Here is a 21,200-nt window from a genome sequence, read left to right as displayed (position 1 = left end):
TGCCTTTCTACCCGACACGTTTCGGGTGTACGATTCGGATTAGTCCGCCAGAAATAGCGGGCCCATTGGCGGTTTTGGAAGGTCAAACCGGTCAGGGTAATCCACCGCAACCAAATATAGCCCCTCCGCCTTCGCCGTTGCCGCCGCCAGCGTTCTGTCCCTGGCCGCTAACAGCTCTGCGATCCAGCTCTCCGGCTGGTTGTGAGCGCCTACTTCCAGCAGGCTGCCGACAATATTCCTGACCATATGATGAACAAAGGCATTCGCTTTGATATCGACCACCACATAAGGGCCGTGGCGGGTAACGTTGATGTGCATCACATTACGCCACGGCGTGCGCGACTGGCACTGCACCGCGCGAAACGAGGTAAAATCATTTTCGCCAAGCAGACACTGCGCCGCGCGATGCATCCGCTCTGCATCCAGCGGCTCATAGTAATGCGTCACGCCTTTTGCTAATACCGCAGGACGCAGTCGATGATTGTAGATGATATAGCGATAACGGCGAGCCGTAGCGCTAAATCGCGCGTGAAAATCATCCGGTACAGTTTTCACCCAGCGCACGGCAATGTCACCAGGCAAATTCGCATTTACCCCCAGCGTCCATGCCGCATCTTTGCGCAATGCGGTCGTTTCGAAATGGACAACCTGCCCGGTGCCGTGAACGCCGGCATCGGTACGCCCGGCGCAGAACACGTTAATAGGTTCATTTGCCACCTGCGAGAGCGCTTTTTCCAGCTTTTCCTGCACGCTGCGCACTTCATTCTGACGCTGCCAGCCATAATACTTGCTGCCGTCGTACTCAATACCCAGCGCAATTTTATAGACCGGCGATGATTGCTGTCCGGACATCAGTACAGATACTCCTGCACCAGCTTCTCCGCAATTTTAACGGCCATCAGCGCGCCGCCGAAACGCACGTTGTCCGCCACTGACCAGAACTGAATTTGTTCCGGCATACCGTAATCATTATGCACACAGCCAATAGAGAGCTGTGGATTGCCGGAAGCGTCGCCCACCTGCGTCGGGTAATCCGTCTCTTCTGACAGTACGATATCTTCACCGCGGGAAAATGCCTCGCGCGCCTCTTCCGCCGCCAGCGGACGGAGCGCTTCAAAGCTCACCATCTGCGCATGGCCATAGAACACCGGCGACTGCACGACACTGGCGGAGATCATCACGCCATCGTCCTGTAAAATTTTACGCACTTCATCGACGATACGACGTTCCTGGCGCACGCTGCCTTCACGATCCGGCAGCAGCGGCAGCATATTGAACGCTAACTGGCGGCCAAAGAAATCATCTTCATCAATCGGTATGCCGTTAAGCAGCTTCGCACTCTGTCCGGCCAGCGCATCGACCGCTTTTTTCCCCTGTGCGGACGCTGATAACATACTGGTGACGGCGATGCGCGACAGTCCCCCCTGATCGATTAACGGCTTGAGCGCCGCCAGCAGTTGACTGGTCAGACTATCGGCGACCGCAATCACGTTACGGTTACGGTAATCCGCCAGTACATACGGGTTAACTTCCGGCACGACCAGCGGCACATCAGGCTCCAGCGCGAACAGACCGCTGGAATCTATCACCAGGCAACCTACATTAGTCGCGTCGTCTATCCAGGCAGCCGATGCCTCTGCGCCGGCAACGAAAAACGCCAACTGCGCCTGCGTCCAGTCAAAGTCCGCCGCATCCTGGACAATGACCGACTTGCCACCAAAACGGAGGTGCTCGCCCGCGCTTTCATGACGCGCCAACGCATAAATTTCACCGACCGGGAACTGGCGTTCAGCCAGTGTTTCAAGCAGGGCTTCGCCTACGGCGCCCGTTGCGCCCAGAATGGCAATGTTCCAGCCTTCAGACATGGTGATTTACTCCAGAAATACATAAGCGTCCCTGTCGCATTATTCGACAGGGAGCATTAAGAAGACATTAATGTGCCGGGTGATGAACAGCGTTAAAACCTAGCTTACACAGCAAGGCGGCTGCCGTTTCGTCGTCACACATCACGTATAAAGACGACCATTCACGGCGCTCAAGATAATTTTTACGCAATTTATCAAATTCACCCGGAATTCCAGCGACTTTACGCAGTGGCGCATCGTCGCGGCGCACATCATACACCAAATGCGCCAGTCTTTTCAGCGTCGGTTGATCCAGCGGGCCATGAAGCGTAATACGACCAAACTCAGGCGCAGGCAGTAATGTCTCCAGCGCGACACGCTGCTCGCGACCGATAAACGCGCTATACGCCTCAAAGACCTGGGTGGTGCCGCGCGCTTTGCCTTCCAGCGTATAGCCGGCAATATGCGACGTGCCGATATCCACGGCTTCCAGTAGCGCGACGTTAAGATCCGGTTCGCCCTCCCACACATCAAGCACTACGCTCAGCGGCTGCCCGGCATTGAGTCGCGCCAGCAATGCGGCGTTATCCACCACCGGGCCGCGGCAGGCGTTAATGAGAATGGCGCCGGGTTTCAGTCGACGGATCAGCGTCTCATCGGCCAGATGCAGCGTTTTGTACGGTCCGTCTTTATAGAGCGGCGTATGGAAAGTCAGGACATCCGCTTCCTGCACCAGCTCATCCAGCGTACGAAAATCACCCTCGTCCCCGCGTGCGGCGCGTGGCGGATCGCACAGCAACGTGCGGATACCCAACGCTTCAAGCCTGGTCTGTAGCCGGCTTCCGACGTTACCCACGCCGACAATCCCTATAGTGCGATCGCGTAACGAAAAGCCGTCACGTTCGGCCAGCATCAACAGCGCGGAAAACACATACTCCACCACGGCGATAGCATTACAGCCGGGCGCGGCTGAAAAACCGATGCCCGCCTGCTTCAGCCATGCCTCATCCACATGATCGGTGCCTGCCGTAGCAGTACCAACGAAGTTAATCGGCGTGCCGCTCAGCAGCGATTCATTCACTTTCGTGACCGAACGCACCATTAACGCATCGGCATGGTTCAATTCTTCAACGGGGATCGGGCGACCCGGCACTGCCTTTACCTCACCCAGGCGGCTAAATAATTCGCGGGCGTAAGGCATATTTTCATCAACGAGAATTTTCACGACTGTCGTACCTGTTTGAGAACGAGAGTTAACCGGACAAGTGTGCCATAATCTGGCCGCCAGGCATATATTGCTCAGATTTATGGTTAAAGGATAATTAATTATGCATCCCATCTCCGGCGCCCCTGCACAGCCTCCAGGCGAAGGGCGTAATCCTCTTTCCGCTGCGAGCGAGCAGCCGCTTTCCATGCAACAGCGTACGGTACTGGAAAGGCTGATCACGCGCCTGATTTCACTGACCCAGCAGCAAAGCGCGGAAGTATGGGCCGGAATGAAACACGATCTGGGGATAAAAAATGACGCGCCGCTACTGTCGCGCCACTTCCCCGCCGCTGAACAGAATCTTACCCAGCGTCTGGGCGTAGCGCAGCAAAATCATGCCAATCGTCAGGTGCTTTCACAGCTAACAGAGCTGCTTGGCGTCGGGAATAATCGTCAGGCCGTCAGCGATTTTATCCGTCAACAATACGGTCAAACCGCGCTTAGCCAGCTTACGCCCGATCAACTTAAAAACGTGCTGACGCTCCTGCAACAGGGGCAGCTTTCCATTCCGCAGCCGCAGCAACGTCCGGCAACGGATCGGCCATTATTGCCTGCTGAACATAATACGTTGAATCAGTTGGTGACGAAGCTGGCAGCCGCGACCGGCGAGTCAAACAAACTTATCTGGCAATCAATGCTGGAACTCTCCGGCGTGAAAAGCGGCGAGCTCATTCCGGCAAAACAGTTTACTCATCTGGCGACATGGCTACAGGCGCGGCAGACGCTGTCACTACAACACGCGCCTACGCTACATACGCTGCAGGCTGCGTTAAAACAACCGCTTGAGCCAGACGAGCTCACAGCGATCAAAGAGTATGCCCAACACACTTATCAAATTCAGCCGCAAACGGTGCTGACCACCGCACAGGTACAGGATTTACTTAACCATATTTTCCTGCGTCGCGTAGAGCGAGAGGCGGATGAGCTTGAACCGCTCTCTATTCAACCCATCTACCGCCCGTTCGCGCCGATGATTGAAACCGTAAAAAATCTGTCTGCGCGGCCAAGCCTGTTGTTTATCGCGCTAATAATTGTACTGGCGCTTTTATGGCTGGTTTCTTAACCACGCCGGAACGATAATATCGTCACCAGGATGCCAACCACCGCGGAGATCGCTCCCGCGAGGAATACGGAAGGATAGCCGCATGACGTGGCCAGCACGCCCGCCAGCGGGCCGGTAACGCCGTAGGAGATATCCTGAAACGCGGCGTAACCGCCGAGCGCCGTACCGCGTACCTGAGAAGGTACGCGTTTCACAACCTCCACGCCCAGCGCCGGGAAAATCAATGAACACCCTGCCCCGGTGAGCGCCGCGCCTACCAGCGCTATCCAGGCCGTCGGCGCCAGCCACAAGAGCAGCAGTCCTGCCGTCTCAACCAGCAATGAGACAACGGCGACCTTCACGCCGCCAAAGCGGTCCGGCATCCAACCGAACAATATGCGCATCAGTACAAACGCACCGCCAAACGCGGTCAGGGTGAATCCCGCCATCGTCCAGCCATTGCTGACAAAATAAAGTGAAATAAACGTACCGATGACGGCAAAACCCACGCCCTGCAATGCCAGACCCAGACCCGGTTTCCAGATAAGCCCGACCACGCTCCACAGTGAAGGTCGCTCCCCCGTATGCGCAGGCACTTTACGCACGGTGCCGTTGAATGCCCAGGCCAGCAGCGGTAAAACCATCGTCGTCCCCGCCAGCGCCGCGAAGCCAAAGTGGCTATGGATCAGCAAGCCCAACGGCGCACCGGCCGCCAGCGCGCCGTAAATCGCCATCCCGTTCCACGACATCACCTTACCGGAACGCGTTGGGCCAACCAGCCCCAGTCCCCAGGTCAGGGTTCCGGTCAGCAGCTGGCTTTCGCCAAATCCGAGGATCAAACGCCCGACAATAAGCAGCGCGAATTTTACCGGCGCGGAAACCGGCAACAGCGCGGCCAGGAGCCAGGCGGCGCCCGCCAGCCCGCAGGCAAACATCCCCTGTAACGCCGATCGTTTAGCGCCATATTGATCCGCCAGCCGTCCGGCATAGCCGCGCGTCAGTACCGTCGCAAAAAACTGAATGCCCACGGCGATCCCAACCATCGTATTGCTATAGCCCAGTTCGTGATGGACAAAAAGCGGGATGACGGGTAACGGCAGGCCGACCGTCATATAGGTCAGGAAAACCGCAAAGGCGATGCGGAACAGCGAAAAATTCGCAGACGGGGTCGTTGTTTTTTGGCTAACTGCTGTCATGCATTACTCCAGAATGCAGAGTAAGGCGGGGAAAGGCCACGCCCCCCTCTACCTGAACGTCAGGATTAAGGTGCGTTGGATAACGTTAAACGCTTACGCATTATCGGAAGGATAATGTAGAGAGTGAAGTCTGCCTGTGAGACGCGAAACTTGTCAACCTTGAAATTGCAGCCAGGGTATCAACGTGGCGGCGTGTCATCAAACAGAAAGGGAAAGACCGCTTTCATCCCTCTCACCTTAAACCGTCCGGTCACCTGCTTGCGCTGTTCTGGCGTCAGTAACCTGAACATCATCTCCCAGATATCTTCAGGCTCCGCTTCCTGTAAGGAAATGGGTTCTGGCGTCGGTTCCTCTCCGCTGTCGTCAAGATAACGATGAACATAAAGAGGGAAAACAGATATATGAAACTCCTCGGCCTTTGATTTAACACGCTTACGCCTGACCCCCTCTTTCCCTTCGCTGTACTTATACAAACGTTCGCGAACCGCAGGCTCGCTTCCCGGAAACCCCGGTAAGCCAAGACATTCCTTAACCGTGAACCATTCCTTTGCCATCGGTTTCTTTCCTTTCTCCTGATGAAATAAAAATATTTCTTCTTTTTCGCGAAATTTTGCTTTCTTTCTGGCACTATTCTCAGAGTGAAAAAGAAAGTAACTTTCTTTTTCTCGCGCTAATTTTTACCTTAAAAATATCGGTGCCGATAACACATCTTCTTAGGATTACAGAATGGAACCAAAAAGCCAAGACTGGCATCGTGCAGATATTAAAAGTGCACTTGAAAAAAGAGGTATTACGCTCAGAGATCTTTCTCGTCAGGCCGGTTTATCACCTGATTCACTGCGCAATGTCTTTACCCGTTCCTGGCCGAGAGCTGAACGGATTATTGCGGACGCGCTGGGCATCACGCCGAAAGAGATCTGGCCGTCGCGCTATGATGATATGCAAATAAAAAATGATGCCGATACCGCAGAATAATAGTTAATGCTGAATAAATTGGCCTTAACTTATCAATCCCAACAATTAATAAATATTTAAACTTATTCTATTGGAAATAGTAATAGCACTATCTGTCATGCTTCCCGAATCAAATACTGTTAAAGCATTACGTAATTGCTATTACGTATTTTATTAACAGGAATCATTATGAGTTGGGATAAAAGAGTGGCGGTTAATTATGCCAAAACGCATGCAGGTTCTCATTCTCAAGGCCGGTGTGCGGAATTTACCCGAAAGGCAATTCAGGCGGGCGGTATCACGCTGGGGCATACGTATCATGCGAAAGATTATGGCCCAATGTTAAGAAGCGCCGGATTCACCGCTATTGGTACCTATGAAATGCCGCGCGAGGGTGACGTCATCATTATTCAACCTTACGCTGGCGGAAACCCGAGCGGCCACATGGCGATATACGATGGCACAGAGTGGTATTCAGATTTTAAACAACGCGATATGTGGGCCGGCCCGGGCTACCGGGCAGCCAGGCCCTCATATACCATCTACAGGAAGAATTAATGAAAACGTTCTCCCTTGTCGCGCTTATCCTGTTGCTTTGTAGTTGCTCTGCGCCTCATCACGACAGTACGCAGGCCGTGAAGCAGTTCTATACCTCATGGATGACGACGTTCACGAACGATGTGAATCCCCCTGACGACACCACCGCCTTAATGCAACGTTACGTTGCTAAAGAGGTTATTCTTCGCCTGGCGCTAATACAGTCCCTTTATGAACAGGAGATTGTGGGGGCAGATTATTTTATGTATGCGCAGGACTATGCGCCAGAGTGGATTCCACAGTTACGGGTTGGGAAGGCACACCCTTTCCTCGGCGGAGAAAAAGTGGATGTTCTGTTGGGCACAGAGTCAACGCCCATCCACCTGGAAATTTATACCCGTTGGGAAGAGGGACGCTGGAAAATTTACCGCGTTCGGGATGCTGACAGGGGTTATGAACAGCCGATTTATGACGCAGGCGCCATCACCCAGGCTGAGGCCTGGTCAGCAAAAGTCGCGCCGGAATATAAGAAGCATTAAAAAAGGGAATCGCCATCGGTCTCTTGTTCGTACCGGAGAGGTTAAAGCGCCTATTTCATCAGGCTCTTATTCCGTCGCTGAAAACAGTAAGCCGAAAACAACCCAGGCATTATTTAAAATATGAAGTGTTATCGGTATCATTAGCCCACGGCTTCTCATTCGAACAACGCATAATATCGATGAAAAAACAAACAGATAAACAAAAGTCACCGCAAAGAGATATTGTGTATGCATAAATGCAAAAGCGAGTGAAGTAATAATAATACCGGAAGCTCTTGAGTACCGACCCCAACCGATACTGCTGTTTAATAAAAACCCTCTGAATATAATTTCCTCCGCCACAGGAGCCAGAAAGCACATCGCCAGCGTGTTAAGAAATTTATGAAGAAAAAATTGCCTTGATAACTCGGCCATCCAGGGTTCCGGGCCACTAAAAGCATTGTAGAGAACGGTAAGGCACACCAGGGCCAGCGCCGGAACAAAACACTCCACGAATGATAAGCGACCCAATGATAAAAACGGGTAATACTTTGAATAAATACTCCAGGCGGCAATCGCATAGACAAAAACAATACTATATATAAAAGGCGCAGCCAGACCTCCCAAATAAAGCCAGGCATAGGAAGGCGAAAATGAGGCAAAAACAAAAATGCCGAACAAACCAAATAAAACAGCCACACAACTCAAACTATGCCTAATTTTATCTAATGTATTAGTTGGCATTTATATAATATCCATATAATTTGTTGTTCCCTGAATGAAAAAACAGGTCGCATTAGCGACCTGTTTCATTGTTGATACTACAACGTAATAGTCAGGCTTACAACTTACGCATCACCAGCGTGGCGTTGGTGCCGCCAAAACCGAAGCTGTTAGACATTACGGTAGTCAGTTCACGCTCGGTCGTTTCGGTCACGATGTTCAGGCCCGCAGCCTGCTCATCCAGCTCTTCGATGTTGATGCTCGGCGCGATAAAACCGTGCTCCAGCATCAGCAGAGAGTAGATGGCTTCCTGCACGCCAGCCGCACCCAGCGAGTGGCCGGTCATCGCTTTGGTCGCGGAGATAGCCGGGCTGTTATCGCCAAACACTTCACGGATTGCACCGAGTTCTTTCACGTCGCCTACCGGAGTAGAGGTACCGTGAGAGTTCAGGTAGTCGATCGGCGTGTCTACGCCGTGCATCGCCATCTGCATGCAACGTACTGCGCCTTCACCAGACGGAGCAACCATGTCTGCGCCATCGGATGTTGCGCCATAGCCGACGATTTCCGCATAGATATGCGCGCCGCGCGCCAGAGCGTGCTCCAGCTCTTCGACAACAACCATACCGCCACCGCCCGCGATGACAAACCCATCACGGTGCGCATCATAGGTACGGGACGCTTTTTCAGGCGTATCGTTATATTTGGTGGACAGTGCGCCCATCGCATCGAACTCACAGGCCATTTCCCAGCACAGCTCTTCGCCGCCGCCAGCAAAAACGATGTCCTGTTTGCCCAGTTGGATCTGTTCAACCGCATTGCCGATACAGTGTGCGGAGGTCGCGCAAGCGGAGCTAATGGAGTAGTTCACGCCATAAATTTTAAACGGCGTAGCGAGGCAGGCGGAAACGCCGGATGCCATTGCTTTCGTCACCACATACGGGCCAACGGCTTTCAGACCACGCGGACTACGCATGGCGTCTGCGCCAAAGACCTGGAATTTCGGGGAGCCGCCGCCGGAACCTGCAATCAGGCCGACACGCGGGTTATTCTGATAGACTTCCGGCGCCAGACCGGCGTCGGCCACTGCCTGCTCCATAGACAGATAAGCATAGATGGAGGCGTCGCTCATAAAGCGCACGACTTTGCGGTCAATGAGGCCAGTGGTATCCAGTTTTACGTTGCCCCATACCTGGCTACGCATGCCGGCGTCCTTCAGCTCCTGAGAGAAAGTGATCCCTGAACGTCCTTCACGCAGAGATGCCAGGACTTCCTGCTGGTTATTACCGATGCTGGAAACGATGCCCAGGCCAGTAATCACTGCACGTTTCATTCAATACCTCTGTAATTCGCACTATTTTTAAGTTTCGATTGGCACAATAGCGTACACTTGTACGCCGAACAAGTCCGATCAGCCATTTAGTACGGAAATTTGCGCCGTCAGGCACACATCGTTAAGATCGCGATACCGCCCGTCAGACGAGTAACTTACGTGAAACAATACGCCATACAACCCGCCACACTCGAATTTAACGCTGAGGGTACACCTGTTTCCCGAGATTTTGATGATGTCTATTTTTCTAATGACAATGGACTAGAAGAGACACGCTACGTTTTTCTTGGCGGCAATCGTCTTGCGGAGCGATTTCCCGTACATTCACATCCATTATTTATAGTCGCGGAAAGCGGTTTTGGCACCGGACTTAACTTCCTGACGCTGTGGCAGGCGTTTGACAGCTTTCGTTCTGCGCACCCACAGGCGACGCTACAAAGGTTACATTTCATCAGTTTTGAGAAATTCCCGTTAACGCGCGACGATCTGGCGCTGGCGCACCAACACTGGCCGGAGCTCGCGCCCTGGGCAGAGCAGCTGCAGGCGCAATGGCCGCTGCCGCTCCCGGGGTGCCACCGCCTATTGCTGGATCGGGGCCGGGTGACGCTGGATTTGTGGTTTGGCGATATTAATGAGCTGACCGACCAACTGGACGCCACGCTGAATCAAACAGTCGACGCCTGGTTCCTCGACGGTTTTGCCCCGGCGAAAAATCCGGATATGTGGACGCCAAACCTGTTTAACGCGATGGCGCGGCTGGCGCGGCCCGGCGCAACGCTGGCGACGTTTACCTCGGCGGGTTTCGTCCGTCGGGGATTACAGGAAGCCGGTTTTACCATGCAAAAACGCAAAGGCTTCGGACGTAAACGCGAGATGCTTTGTGGAGTGATGGAACAACACCTCATGCCGACCCTTTCCGCGCCCTGGTTTTACCGCAGCGGAAGCGAAAAACGTGAAACGGCGATCATTGGCGGCGGCATCGCCAGCGCGCTGTTATCACTGGCGTTACTGCGTCGCGGCTGGCAGGTGACGCTCTATTGCGCGGACGACCAGCCCGCCCAGGGCGCCTCCGGTAATCGACAGGGTGCGCTTTATCCACTCCTTAGCAAACATGACGCCGCCATTAATCGCTTTTTCCCGACCGCATTCACCTTTGCCCGTCGCCTGTATGATGCCCTGCCCGTCTCTTTTGATCATGACTGGTGCGGCGTGACGCAGCTCGGATGGGATGAGAAAAGCCAGCAGAAAATTGCCCAGATGCTGTCCCTGGCGCTGCCCGCCGGACTGGCCTCGGCGCTCAATGCCGAAGAGGCGGAACAGGCGGTTGGCGTGACGACACGCTACGGAGGAATTACCTATCCGGCAGGCGGCTGGCTGTGCCCGGAACAATTAACTCGCGCAGTCATCGCACTGGCGACCGAACAGGGTTTACAAACGCGCTTTCGCCATACGCTCACGTCGCTCGTTGCGCAGGAGTCGCGCTGGCAACTGCGCTTTACGTCAGGTGAAACCGCCAGCCATGAGACCGTCGTTCTGGCGAACGGCCATCAGATTAACCGTTTTGATCAGACCCAGCCGCTGCCGGTGTATGCCGTCGGGGGGCAGGTCAGTCATATTCCCACCACCCCCGCCCTCTCGGCGTTGCGTCAGGTGTTATGCTACGACGGCTATCTGACGCCGCAAAATCCGCATAATCAGCAGCACTGTATTGGCGCCAGCTATCACCGGGGTGACGAAAGCACCGTCTGGCGCGAAGAAGATCAGCGTCAGAACCGACAGCGTCTGCTTGACTGTTTTCCGGATGCGAAATGGGCCACAGAGGTTGACGTTAGCGGCAACAGCGCCCGTTGCGGCGTGCGTTGCGCCACCCGCGACCATCTGCCGATGGTGGGCAATGTCCCGGATTACCACGCCACGCTGACGCATTACGCCGATTTAGCCGATAACAAAACGTCGGCGGCGCCTGCGCCTGTGTATCCGGGTTTATTTGTGCTTGGCGCACTGGGATCGCGTGGTTTGTGCTCAGCGCCATTATGCGCAGAAATTCTGGCGGCGCAGATGAGTAACGAGCCGATTCCACTGGATGCCGGTACGCTGGCGGCGTTAAATCCGAATCGGTTATGGGTGAGAAAGTTATTGAAGGGAAAAGCGGTGAAGTAATGGGTCAGTCAATAGCGGAAGGCGGCAAGCGTCGCCTTCCGGCCCACGGCGTTATTGTTTTGCCTTGTCGAACAAATTGTCCCACATCGCTTTGACTAACGCCTGATCGCGCGGCGACAGTTCGCCGGCGCCGATCGCTTTCTCCAGACTTTGGCTAACGTTGGCATAGACCGCCTCAACGGAGTGGTCATCACCGCTCTCCAGCTCGGCAATGGCTAACGTCAGGTGGCCACGCAGGTATCCACTGGCAAAAAGCTCATCGTCGCTGGCGTGCTCTACCATATCGTCAATTAATGCCAGAATGCGTGATTCAAACTCCGCGATCATCTTCTTTCCTCATTGTAAACGTGGCGCTGGCTTTAATTAAGCGCTTCCGGCCACGGGAACTGTTCCGCCTTAAGTTCGGGCGTGTGATAGTAATTCTGTAGCGCTTTGATGAAGCGGGCCGGACGTTCAGGAATGCCCTGCTCCAGATACGCCATTACCTGCGCATGAACCCGGCGCTGAAACGCCACGCGATCCGGCTCAATATCGCCTTCCAGATTGTCGCAACTGACGTTAAAGGGATACCCCGCCGCCACGCAAAACAACCAGTCGAAAGCCTGTGGCTTCACCTCGACGTCTTCAAATTGACTTTGGGTCTGCGCGTCGCGTCCATCCGGGCAGTACCAGTAACCAAAGTCAACCAGTTCGCGGCGCGCCTTACCGGCGATACACCAGTGAGAAATCTCATGCAGCGCGCTGGCGTAAAACCCATGCGCAAAGACGATGCGGTGGTACGGTACCTGCGCGTCAGCAGGAAGATAGATCGGTTCGTCGTCGCCTTTAATCAGACGGGTATTAAATTCTTCGGCAAAGCAGCCGTTAAAAATCTCAATTAACTGTTCGTAATGGTGCGTACTGTTCATTAATTCATCCCCAACCAGTGGAGGATCTCCTGTCCGTGGCTATCATAAAGTAACCTGGCGCTCATTACCGCCGAGACAATAACGATCATCGGTCTGATAAGCTTTTGGCCTTTGCTCAACACCAGACGCGACCCCATTCGCGCCCCTAAAAACTGACCAACCAGCATCACGAAGCCCGTCGCCCAGATCACTTTGCCGCCGATGATAAATAACAGCAGGCCGCCAACGTTGGAGGTAGCGTTAAGCACTTTGGCATGTGCCGTGGATTTCGCCAGGTTATAGCCACATAAGGTGACAAACGCCAGAGCGTAAAACGACCCGGCGGCAGGCCCGAAAAAGCCGTCGTAAAACCCGACGCATCCCCCGGCTATCAGCGCGAACGGTAATCCATACAGGCGGCGCTGGCGATCTTCCTCGCCCAGCTTCGGCATCAATAAAAAATAGAGGCCGATGAAAATCACCAGGATAGGCAAGATCTGGCGCAAAATATCCGCCTGCACGTGCTGCACCAGCAGCGCGCCGCTCATCGAGCCAATGAACGTCATCAGAATATTGAGCTTTTGCTCGGCCAGGTTTACCACTTTACGGCGAATAAAATAGAGCGAAGACGAGAGGGAGCCGCCGCACGCCTGTAATTTATTGGTCGCCAGCGCGTTTGCCGGCGACATCCCGGCGGCCATCAGCGCAGGGATAGTGAGCAGCCCTCCGCCCCCGGCGATAGAATCGATAAATCCTGCCAGTACGGCGACAAAAAACAGCACCACCAGCAGCAGCGGGGAGACCATAAACAGATCATAAAAATTGTCCATCAGAGTACATGCTCATCCAGTAGCGCCTGGCAGGAAGGCGGCAGCGGCGGCGGTGTCTTCTTCTCAGGCTTTGTGGTGCCAGGTTTTGGCGGTTCGAACCAGCTTTGCAGTTCAGCGCCGCATCCATCGCCCGGCGGGGGTAAAGGTTGATCTTCGCACTCCAGGCTGTCGGCAGGGCAGCGTAAACGCACGTGCATATGCGCGCGATGCTGGAACCAGGGGCGTACTTTACGTAGCCAGTCACGATCGCTTCCGGCATCGAGGCAAAGCTGTTGTTTAATAGCCGGATTGACAAAAATACGGGTGACGTCATTGTCTTGTGCCGCCAGTTTGATCAGACTGGCGATATCCGACGACCAGCGCGACGGCACGACGTGTTTACCGTCGCGGGACACCAGATCTAACGCCTGCGGGCGCAATAGCTGCGCCTGGCTCCAGCGCGTTTTCGGCAACTGCAAGAAAATATCCACATCAAGCCCGGTCTGATGACTGGCGTGTCCGCCATTAAAGCGGCCTCCGGCAGGCATCCCCATGTCGCCTATCAGGACGGTTCCGAGCCCCCGTTGCTGCGCCTGATGACTCAACCGCTGGATAAACATAACCAGATCCGGGTGGCCGAAATAACGACGCTGATCGGTGCGCATCACCTGATAATTATCGGACTGTACCGGCAACGTGTCGGCGCCAATGATGCATCCGTTGGCAAAGCTACCGATAGACTGGGCGGCGCCGGGGACAGGATGGGTTATTTTCTGCCACGGCGTCGCCGCCAGGCTGGCGCTACTGACAAACCATGCCAGCAGCGCAATCGCGGTTTTTTTCATTTCTTACCAGCGTGGAATCTCTGTCTTTACATCCGCATTCTGTGCCCGATGGCGCAGCAGGTGATCCATCAGCACGATCGCCAGCATGGCTTCTGCGATCGGCACTGCGCGAATCCCCACACACGGATCGTGGCGCCCTTTGGTGATCATTTCGACTTCTTCACCCATCCGGTTGATCGTGCGTCCCGGCACGGTAATGCTGGAGGTAGGTTTCAGCGCCATATGCGCCACAATGTGTTGCCCGCTACTGATACCACCGAGGATGCCGCCAGCGTGGTTGCTCTGAAAACCCTGCGCCGTGATTTCATCGCGATTCTGGCTGCCACGCAGCGCCACCACGTTAAATCCTTCGCCGATCTCCACGCCTTTCACCGCATTGATGCTCATCAGCGCATGGGCGATGTCCGCATCCAGTCGGTCAAATACCGGTTCGCCAAGCCCTGCCGGCACGCCGCTCGCCATCACCGTCACTTTCGCGCCGATGGAGTCACCCTCTTTTTTCAGCGCGCGCATCAGTTCGTCCAGCGCGTCAAGTTTGTCTGCATCGGGGCAAAAGAACGGATTAAGCTCAACCTGACGCCAGTCTTTAATCTCCAGCGGAATATCGCCCATCTGGGTCAGGCAGCCGCGGATTTCGATGCCGAACTTTTCCGCCAGGTATTTCTTGGCAATCGCCCCTGCCGCTACGCGCATCGCGGTTTCACGCGCGGAAGAACGTCCACCGCCACGGTAATCACGCAGGCCGTATTTCTGCTCATAGGTGTAATCCGCGTGTCCCGGACGAAAAACATCTTTAATCGCGCTGTAGTCCTGCGAGCGCTGATCGGTGTTTTCAATCAGCAGGCCAATGCTGGTGCCGGTCGTCACGCCATCAAACACGCCGGAGAGAATTTTTACCTGATCCGGTTCGCGGCGCTGGGTAGTATAGCGCGAGGTGCCGGGGCGGCGTCTGTCGAGATCGTGCTGCAGATCGGCCTCCGTTAACGGGATGCCGGGCGGCACGCCATCGACGATACACCCAAGCGCCAGCCCGTGTGATTCGCCGAAAGTGGTTACGCGAAAGAGTTGTCCAATTGTGTTTCCTGCCATCACGGCTCCGTTATCGTTGTTGTCGTTTGCGTGTTTTAATCTTTATAAATGTTGAAATGTTCACGGGCCGCGAGCAACTGCGCTTTGGTCAACATAAAGACGCCATCGCCGCCGTTGTCAAACTCCAGCCAGGTGAACGGCACATTCGGATACTGCTCCATCAGATGTACCATGCTGTTTCCGACTTCACAAATCAGAACGCCGTCATCGGACAGATAATCCGGCGCATTTCCCAGGATACGACGGGTCAATTTGAGGCCGTCAGTGCCGGACGCCAGCCCCAGCTCAGGTTCGTGGCGATATTCGTTCGGCAGATCGGACATATCCTCCGCATCGACATAAGGCGGGTTAGTGACAATCAGATCGTACTGAACTTTCGGCAGATCGCGGAACAGATCGGAACGGATTGGCGTCACGTGATGGATAAGACCGTGTTCTTCAATGTTATGCTCGGCGACAGCCAGCGCATCCGGCGAAATATCGACCGCATCAACCTCTGCGTCCGGGAAAGCATAAGCACAGGCGATGGCGATGCAGCCGCTGCCGGTACACATATCCAGAATATATTTCGGCTGTTGGCTAATAAGGCCGGCGAAGTGGTTATTAATCAGCTCGCCAATGGGCGAACGCGGCACCAGCACGCGCTCATCGACATAAAATTCGTGGCCGCAGAACCAGGCTTTATTGGTCAGGTAGGCGACCGGGATACGCTCGTTAATGCGACGAATCACTCGCTCAACAATGCGGTGTTTTTCGCTGGACGTCAGCCGCGCGGTCCGCATATCTTCCGGAATATCCAGCGGCAGATAAAGAGACGGCAACACCAGTTGTACCGCTTCATCCCACGGGTTATCGGTACCGTGTCCATACCAGATATTCGCCGCGCTAAAGCGGCTTACCGCCCAGCGCAACATGTCCTGAATGGTATGCAGTTCACTTACTGCTTCATCGACGAAAATTTTATCCACGTATTCCTCCAGGGCATGCTCGCATTAAATTCGGCGGCTAGTTTGCCACGAAGACAGGGATAAATCAGCATTGACGCGGCGGGAGAATACGAAAAATCCGTTTTGACCGTTCGGATATCCTCCGGGTCGGGTAAACTAAGGCAAAAGATCAGACGAGACCCACGAATGAAAAAGAAAACATCGCTCAGCGAGGAGGACCAGGCGCTGTTCCGTCAGCTGATGCTCGGCACCCGAAAGATTAAACAGGATACTATCGTCCATCGGCCGCTGCGCAAGAAAATCACGGAAGTCCCTACCCGAAGGTTAATTCAGGAACAGGCGGACGCCAGCCACTATTTTTCTGATGAGTTCCAGCCGCTGCTCAATACGGAAGGGCCGGTAAAGTATGTCCGTGAAGATGTCAGCCATTTCGAGCTAAAAAAAATGCGCCGCGGCGACTATTCGCCGGAACTGTTTCTGGATTTACACGGCTTAACGCAGCTTCAGGCCAAGCAGGAACTGGGAGCGCTGATTGCCGCCTGCCGTCGGGAACATATTTTTTGCGCCTGCGTCATGCATGGACACGGTAAACATATTCTGAAACAGCAAACGCCGTTATGGCTGGCGCAGCATCCGCATGTGATGGCCTTTCATCAGGCCCCGAAAGAGTACGGCGGCGACGCCGCGCTGCTGGTGTTGATTGAAGTGGAAGAGTGGCAACCGCCCGAATTACCCTGATGCAGAATTGCCGGATGGCGGCGCAAGCGCCTTATCCAGCCTACGAACAGCCAACGCTGTCGTAGGCCTGATAAGCGAAGCGCCATCAAGCAGCAAAGATTAAATCGCTTTCGCCATTTTCAGATTGCAGGGACTCATTTGCCAGTTGAATGTCCCCTTGCCGCTTTCATCAAGCGTAACGTTGGCAATTGCGGACGTCGTGAACATCGGCGGCGTTTCGCCCGGACAAAGCTCAGATACCAGGTATCCGACCAGAGGTAAGTGAGAAATCACCAGCACCGATCCGATCTCTTCATTGGCCAGCGCCTGGAGGTAGGCGCTGACCAGACCGACATCGCCACAGGGCGTTAGCTCCGGCAGGACATCCACCTGAGCCGGCAGATTCATACAATCGCCGACCACATCTAACGTCTGTTCGGCCCGAAGAAACGGACTCACCAGAACACGTTCGATATCCACTTTTTGACCTTTCAGCCAGTTCGCCATCAGGCGAGACTCGTCACACCCACAAGGGGTCAAGGGACGAACCGAATCACTGGCGGCATCGAGGGCTGCGTCGCCGTGACGCATGATAAAAACTTGCATATTGCACCGCTTTTGTTAACCAGTTTCACCAACACGCTTACCACATGCCCCTATTGGCTGCGGCAAAAATGCGGTGGCCGGCATTGTGCCTTATCCATTCACTGAATGAAACGCTGTTTTTTACCTCAATGGCGTAAGTATAGTCAATCCTTGATTATTATTTCGCCACTAAGGAGGCATTCAGTGCGGATTCATATTCTCTTTGACCTCAATTTCCCTGGTCAGTTTCCCCATTCGTCCAGAAATGCTCCCTGCGCTCCGCCATGCGCACTAATTGTTCACAAGGCGCGTAACGAGGACCGTAAAGTGCGGCCAGGCGCTGTAATGTCGCCACCATTTCACCCGGCCCAAGAGCATCCATATAGCGGAACGGGCCACCGAGAAACGGCGGAAAACCGATACCAAACACGGCGCCAATATCGCCATCGCGCGCGCTGCGAATCACTTTTTCGTCGAAACAGCGCGCCGCTTCGTTAAGCATTAACATGACACAGCGCTCTGCCACCTGCTGCGCAGACAGTCGACTCTGCCCTTGCACGCCAATAAGCTTATAAATAGCAGGGTCAACCTGTTTTTTGCTTTTACGCCCTTTTTCGCCATAAAGATAGAAACCGCGACCATTTTTTCTACCTTTGCGATCGTCATTCAAAATTGAAGCGACAACATTTGCAGGCGCGCTAAAACGTTCTCCATACGCCGCCTCAAGCACAGGAATAATTTTAGTGCCCGTGTCGATTCCTACCTCATCCAAAAGTTGGATTGGCCCCACCGGAAAACCAAATTTTACCAGGGCGGCGTCAATATGTTCGACGCGTTCGCCTTCAGTCAGCATCCGAATCGCCTCATTGATATACGGCGCAAGAATTCGGTTAACATAAAACCCGGCTTTATCACTGACGACTATCGGGGTTTTACCCTGTTTTTTCGCCAGCTTAACGGTCGTGGCGATGGTCTGCGCGGAAGTAGACGCATGAGGAATAACCTCAACCAGCGGCATTTTTTCGACCGGGCTAAAAAAGTGCAATCCAATCACCTGTTCCGGTCTGGCCGCATTCGCCGCAATATCGCCAATCGGCAGGGAAGAAGTATTGGAGGCAAAAATGGTGTGAGCAGCGCAATTTTGTTCCACTTCCGCCACCATCTGTTGTTTTAACGGCAGATCTTCAAACACCGCTTCAATGACCAGATCACGATGACTGAAACCACGGTAATCGGTCGAACCTGATATCAATGCCAACTGTTTATCGCGTTCGTTGGCTTTGATATGGCGGCGGCGTACTTTTGTTTCAAGCAGATCCCAGCTGTATTTCAGAGCATGATTGATCCCCTGAGTATTTATATCCTTAATTCGTACTGGCAAACCGCCTTTACAGGCCGTAACCCAGGCGATACCGCCGCCCATTAACCCGCCGCCTAAGATGCCCACGCTGTTCAGCGGGCCGGGCGGCGCATCGCTACCGGGATCTTTTTTCACCTCGGTACTGGCAAAAAAAACAGCGCGCAGCGCCTGCGATTGCGGCGTCATCGCCAGCTCGCCGAAAGCGCGCGCTTCCGCGTCATAGCCGCTACTGCTGCCCTGCGCCAGTCCGGTTTCAATCACATCAATGATCCGCTCCGTCGCCGGATAATTACCCTGCGTTTTTTGCGCCGTCTTTTTACGCACCAGGCGAAATAACAGCGCGCGCCCCAGCGGCCCTGCCAGGATACGTTCACGGACCGGTAATGTCCGTTGCGCCAGACGTTCTTTTTTAGCCAGCTCGACAGCCGCTTCCAGTAAAATAGTTTGCGGCACCACATCATCAACCAGCCCGGCTTTAAGCGCCTGTCTGGCGCGAAGCTGTTTACCTGTCAGGATCATATCCAGCGCGGTACTGACCCCCACCAGCCGTGGAAGTCGCTGCGTTCCGCCCGATCCCGGTAAAAGCCCTAACTGTACCTCCGGCAGTCCAAGAACGGTTTTAACGTCATCGGTACAGATGCGCCGATGGCAGGCCAGCGCCATTTCAAGGCCGCCCCCCAGACAGGCGCCATGAATGGCAGCGATAACCGGAACAGGCAACGCCTGGATCTCCGCCATCAGTTGTTGCCCCTGACGCGCCAGCGTTTCCGCTTCCTGCGCGTTTTGGCAGTGACCTATCATGTTGATATCAGCGCCAGCAATAAAGTTATCTGCTTTGGCTGAGATAAAAACAACGCCCTGCAACGCTTTGTTTTCCCGGATCTGCTTCAGGATGGCGCGTACCTGCGTGGCAAACTCCGCTTTCAGGGTGTTCACCTTTTCTCCAGGGACATCAATAGCGACAACCGCGACATTATCCAGACGCACGTTAAGCATAAAAGCTGATGTGGTAGTCATTATTCCGCCTCCAGAACCATCGCCGCGCCAAGACCGCCAGCCGCGCAGGCCGTGACCAGGCCAAAACCTCCGCCCCGACGCCGTAATTCATGCAACGTTTGGGTTATCATCCGTGCGCCCGTTGCGGCAAAAGGATGCCCGTAGGCGATTGAGCCGCCGAGCACGTTGAATTTAGCGTCATCCACCTCCCCTGTCGCCTGCGCACGACCAAGCACCTCACGGGCAAATCGTTCGCTGCCCAGCAGTTGTAAGTTCGCCAGAGTCTGAGCGGCAAACGCTTCATGCATGTCGAAAAGCGTCAGATCGGCCATCGTCAACCCGGCCCGCTCCAGCGCCAGCGGCGTTGACCAGGCCGGCCCCAATAGCATGTCCTGCCAGACATCAATAGCGGTAAAGGCGTAGCTGCGCAGATAACCAAGCGGGCGCAGCCCCAGCTCTTTAGCGCGGGATTCGGTCATCAGAATAACGGCGGCAGCGCCGTCGGTCAGCGGTGTACTATTGGCGGCGGTCACGGAGCCATGTTTTCTGTCAAAAGCGGGACGCAGTTTAGCGTAGTCCGCCAGCGTGGAGGTGCCGCGAATGTTGTTGTCTTCTGCAAAGGGGTTTTTATACGGCGGCACATAGGTCGTCATCACTTCTTCCGCCAGTTTGCCCTCCGCCCATGCCTGCGCGGCGCGCTGATGTGAACGATGCGCCAGCGCGTCCTGCTGTTCACGCGTAATACCATACGTTTTCGCCATCTGTTCGGCGGTATCGCCCATGCGCAGACCGGTGGAATACTCAGCAACGGCGGGAGGAACGGGCAGCAGGTCGCGTAAGCGCAGACGAGAAAAAAGCGTCAGCCGTTGGCGGGTCGTCCGGGCTTTATTGACATCAACCAGTACCCGCGCCAGGGCTTTACTCACGCCTATTGGCAGTACCGACGACGAATCTGCGCCGCCAGCGATACCGGCGCGTATCGTGCCGGCCATCAGGCTTTCCGCCACATTCGCTACCGCCTGAAAACTGGTGGCGCAGGCGCGGCTTACGCTATAGGCATCGGTATGAACATTCATCCCCGTACCCAGCACAATTTCGCGCGCAATGTTGGGCGCTTCCGGCATTTGTACTACCTGACCAAAAACCAGTTGCTCAATGGCATCGGCTGGAATTTCACTGCGCGCCAGCAGCTCGCCTACCACCATCTTGCCGAGATCAACAGCGGGAATACCATGAAATGCAGTGGCCTGACGAGCGAAGGGGGTTCGTAACCCACTGACAATAGCAATGCGATCGCCCTGGCGGGTGACCAACGGTAAAGCCTGACGCATAGTACTCCCCTGTAAAAAAATAAATTAGTGGTCTGACCTGATCACAGTCTTAACCAATTT

22 protein-coding genes are annotated in these 21,200 nt (G+C 54.6%); 6 read left to right on the top strand and 16 right to left on the bottom strand.

Features of this window, described 5'->3' with window-relative positions; genetic code table 11:
* Positions 1 to 39: 39 nt before the first annotated feature.
* The 3 genes from truA to pdxB form a co-directional block, all read right to left on the bottom strand.
* A complete protein-coding gene (gene truA, locus J4728_RS09210) occupies positions 40 to 852 on the bottom strand; it encodes a tRNA pseudouridine(38-40) synthase TruA (protein WP_000016631.1) in 813 nt (270 codons plus the stop codon).
* Positions 852 to 1,865 (bottom strand): aspartate-semialdehyde dehydrogenase, encoded by a 1,014-nt coding sequence (locus J4728_RS09205; protein WP_208211642.1) that lies wholly within the window; start codon positions 1,863 to 1,865, stop codon positions 852 to 854. The genes truA and J4728_RS09205 overlap by 1 nt, the downstream gene beginning before the upstream one ends.
* Positions 1,866 to 1,932: 67 nt before the next feature.
* A complete protein-coding gene (gene pdxB / locus J4728_RS09200; protein WP_000699178.1) occupies positions 1,933 to 3,069 on the bottom strand; it encodes a 4-phosphoerythronate dehydrogenase PdxB in 1,137 nt (378 codons plus the stop codon).
* Between the two features lie 103 nt (positions 3,070 to 3,172).
* Here pdxB and flk point away from each other — a divergent pair, with 103 nt between their 5' ends.
* Positions 3,173 to 4,174 (top strand): flagella biosynthesis regulator Flk, encoded by a 1,002-nt coding sequence (gene flk, locus J4728_RS09195; RefSeq protein WP_208211640.1) that lies wholly within the window; start codon positions 3,173 to 3,175, stop codon positions 4,172 to 4,174.
* On the opposite strand, the gene J4728_RS09190 is transcribed toward flk, so the two are convergent.
* Together J4728_RS09190 and J4728_RS09185 are read right to left on the bottom strand one after the other, a co-directional pair.
* The gene (locus tag J4728_RS09190; RefSeq protein WP_001625453.1) at positions 4,171 to 5,349 is read right to left on the bottom strand and encodes an MFS transporter; all 1,179 of its coding nucleotides are present in this window, start codon (positions 5,347 to 5,349) and stop codon (positions 4,171 to 4,173) included. The two genes, flk and J4728_RS09190, sit on opposite strands and share 4 nt — an antisense overlap.
* Before the next feature lie 179 nt (positions 5,350 to 5,528).
* Positions 5,529 to 5,903: a hypothetical protein gene (locus J4728_RS09185; protein WP_001051266.1), complete on the bottom strand. Its 375-nt coding sequence runs from the start codon at positions 5,901 to 5,903 to the stop codon at positions 5,529 to 5,531.
* A gap of 172 nt (positions 5,904 to 6,075) precedes the next feature.
* Here J4728_RS09185 and J4728_RS09180 point away from each other — a divergent pair, with 172 nt between their 5' ends.
* The 3 genes from J4728_RS09180 to J4728_RS09170 all read left to right on the top strand — a co-directional run bounded on the left by J4728_RS09180 (position 6,076) and on the right by J4728_RS09170 (position 7,379).
* Positions 6,076 to 6,324, top strand: coding sequence for a transcriptional regulator (locus J4728_RS09180; RefSeq protein WP_000433424.1), 249 nt, complete (start codon positions 6,076 to 6,078; stop codon positions 6,322 to 6,324).
* Between the two features lie 168 nt (positions 6,325 to 6,492).
* Positions 6,493 to 6,861, top strand: coding sequence for an NlpC/P60 family protein (locus tag J4728_RS09175; protein ID WP_000118258.1), 369 nt, complete (start codon positions 6,493 to 6,495; stop codon positions 6,859 to 6,861).
* On the top strand, positions 6,861 to 7,379 hold the full coding sequence (locus tag J4728_RS09170; protein ID WP_208211638.1) for a YbjP/YqhG family protein: 519 nt from the start codon (positions 6,861 to 6,863) through the stop codon (positions 7,377 to 7,379). Before J4728_RS09175 ends, J4728_RS09170 begins: the two co-directional genes overlap by 1 nt.
* 66 nt (positions 7,380 to 7,445) lie before the next feature.
* Here the strand turns inward: J4728_RS09170 and J4728_RS09165 are convergent, their stop codons facing one another.
* Both J4728_RS09165 and fabB read right to left on the bottom strand, forming a co-directional pair.
* The gene (locus tag J4728_RS09165; protein ID WP_001142900.1) at positions 7,446 to 8,102 is read right to left on the bottom strand and encodes a CPBP family intramembrane glutamic endopeptidase; all 657 of its coding nucleotides are present in this window, start codon (positions 8,100 to 8,102) and stop codon (positions 7,446 to 7,448) included.
* 97 nt (positions 8,103 to 8,199) lie between these two features.
* The gene (fabB, locus tag J4728_RS09160) at positions 8,200 to 9,414 is read right to left on the bottom strand and encodes a beta-ketoacyl-ACP synthase I (RefSeq protein WP_000817161.1); all 1,215 of its coding nucleotides are present in this window, start codon (positions 9,412 to 9,414) and stop codon (positions 8,200 to 8,202) included.
* Positions 9,415 to 9,573: 159 nt separating this feature from the next.
* Between fabB and mnmC the strand changes: the two genes are divergently transcribed.
* The gene (mnmC, locus tag J4728_RS09155) at positions 9,574 to 11,574 is read left to right on the top strand and encodes a bifunctional tRNA (5-methylaminomethyl-2-thiouridine)(34)-methyltransferase MnmD/FAD-dependent 5-carboxymethylaminomethyl-2-thiouridine(34) oxidoreductase MnmC (RefSeq protein WP_208211636.1); all 2,001 of its coding nucleotides are present in this window, start codon (positions 9,574 to 9,576) and stop codon (positions 11,572 to 11,574) included.
* Positions 11,575 to 11,625: 51 nt separating this feature from the next.
* Here mnmC and J4728_RS09150 read toward each other — a convergent pair whose 3' ends face one another.
* From J4728_RS09150 to prmB, 6 genes are read right to left on the bottom strand one after another with little or no spacing between them, the layout of a single operon-like run.
* A complete protein-coding gene (locus J4728_RS09150; RefSeq protein ID WP_000559749.1) occupies positions 11,626 to 11,901 on the bottom strand; it encodes a YfcL family protein in 276 nt (91 codons plus the stop codon).
* A 32-nt stretch (positions 11,902 to 11,933) separates the two neighbouring features.
* A complete protein-coding gene (locus J4728_RS09145) occupies positions 11,934 to 12,482 on the bottom strand; it encodes an elongation factor P hydroxylase (protein WP_001089211.1) in 549 nt (182 codons plus the stop codon).
* Positions 12,482 to 13,291 carry a sulfite exporter TauE/SafE family protein gene (locus J4728_RS09140; protein ID WP_000368599.1) on the bottom strand — a complete coding sequence of 270 codons (810 nt, stop codon included), beginning with the start codon at positions 13,289 to 13,291 and terminating at the stop codon, positions 12,482 to 12,484. Before J4728_RS09140 ends, J4728_RS09145 begins: the two co-directional genes overlap by 1 nt.
* The gene (mepA, locus tag J4728_RS09135; RefSeq protein ID WP_000750429.1) at positions 13,291 to 14,115 is read right to left on the bottom strand and encodes a penicillin-insensitive murein endopeptidase; all 825 of its coding nucleotides are present in this window, start codon (positions 14,113 to 14,115) and stop codon (positions 13,291 to 13,293) included. The genes J4728_RS09140 and mepA overlap by 1 nt, the downstream gene beginning before the upstream one ends.
* 3 nt (positions 14,116 to 14,118) lie before the next feature.
* Positions 14,119 to 15,204 carry a chorismate synthase gene (gene aroC / locus J4728_RS09130; protein WP_000918457.1) on the bottom strand — a complete coding sequence of 362 codons (1,086 nt, stop codon included), beginning with the start codon at positions 15,202 to 15,204 and terminating at the stop codon, positions 14,119 to 14,121.
* Positions 15,205 to 15,239: 35 nt separating this feature from the next.
* Entirely contained in the window at positions 15,240 to 16,172 is a 933-nt protein-coding gene (prmB, locus tag J4728_RS09125; protein ID WP_001650203.1) for a 50S ribosomal protein L3 N(5)-glutamine methyltransferase, read from the bottom strand.
* 165 nt (positions 16,173 to 16,337) lie between these two features.
* Between prmB and smrB the strand changes: the two genes are divergently transcribed.
* Positions 16,338 to 16,889, top strand: coding sequence for an endonuclease SmrB (smrB, locus tag J4728_RS09120; protein WP_208211634.1), 552 nt, complete (start codon positions 16,338 to 16,340; stop codon positions 16,887 to 16,889).
* Between the two features lie 99 nt (positions 16,890 to 16,988).
* Here smrB and sixA read toward each other — a convergent pair whose 3' ends face one another.
* From sixA to fadI, 3 genes are all read right to left on the bottom strand, one after another.
* Positions 16,989 to 17,474: a phosphohistidine phosphatase SixA gene (sixA, locus tag J4728_RS09115; RefSeq protein WP_001195800.1), complete on the bottom strand. Its 486-nt coding sequence runs from the start codon at positions 17,472 to 17,474 to the stop codon at positions 16,989 to 16,991.
* Positions 17,475 to 17,682: 208 nt separating this feature from the next.
* Complete coding sequence (fadJ, locus tag J4728_RS09110) at positions 17,683 to 19,830, bottom strand: fatty acid oxidation complex subunit alpha FadJ (protein ID WP_208211632.1); 2,148 nt, start codon at positions 19,828 to 19,830, stop codon at positions 17,683 to 17,685.
* Complete coding sequence (gene fadI / locus J4728_RS09105; protein ID WP_001248132.1) at positions 19,830 to 21,140, bottom strand: acetyl-CoA C-acyltransferase FadI; 1,311 nt, start codon at positions 21,138 to 21,140, stop codon at positions 19,830 to 19,832. The genes fadJ and fadI overlap by 1 nt, the downstream gene beginning before the upstream one ends.
* Positions 21,141 to 21,200: the final 60 nt, after the last annotated feature.

This window comes from Salmonella sp. 32070601201500089SM (assembly GCF_017573605.1).
In the GTDB taxonomy this organism is placed as follows: Bacteria; Pseudomonadota; Gammaproteobacteria; order Enterobacterales; family Enterobacteriaceae; genus Salmonella; species Salmonella enterica.
Note: the sequence above shows the minus strand (reverse complement) of the source record. Positions and strands in the feature narration are given on the sequence as shown.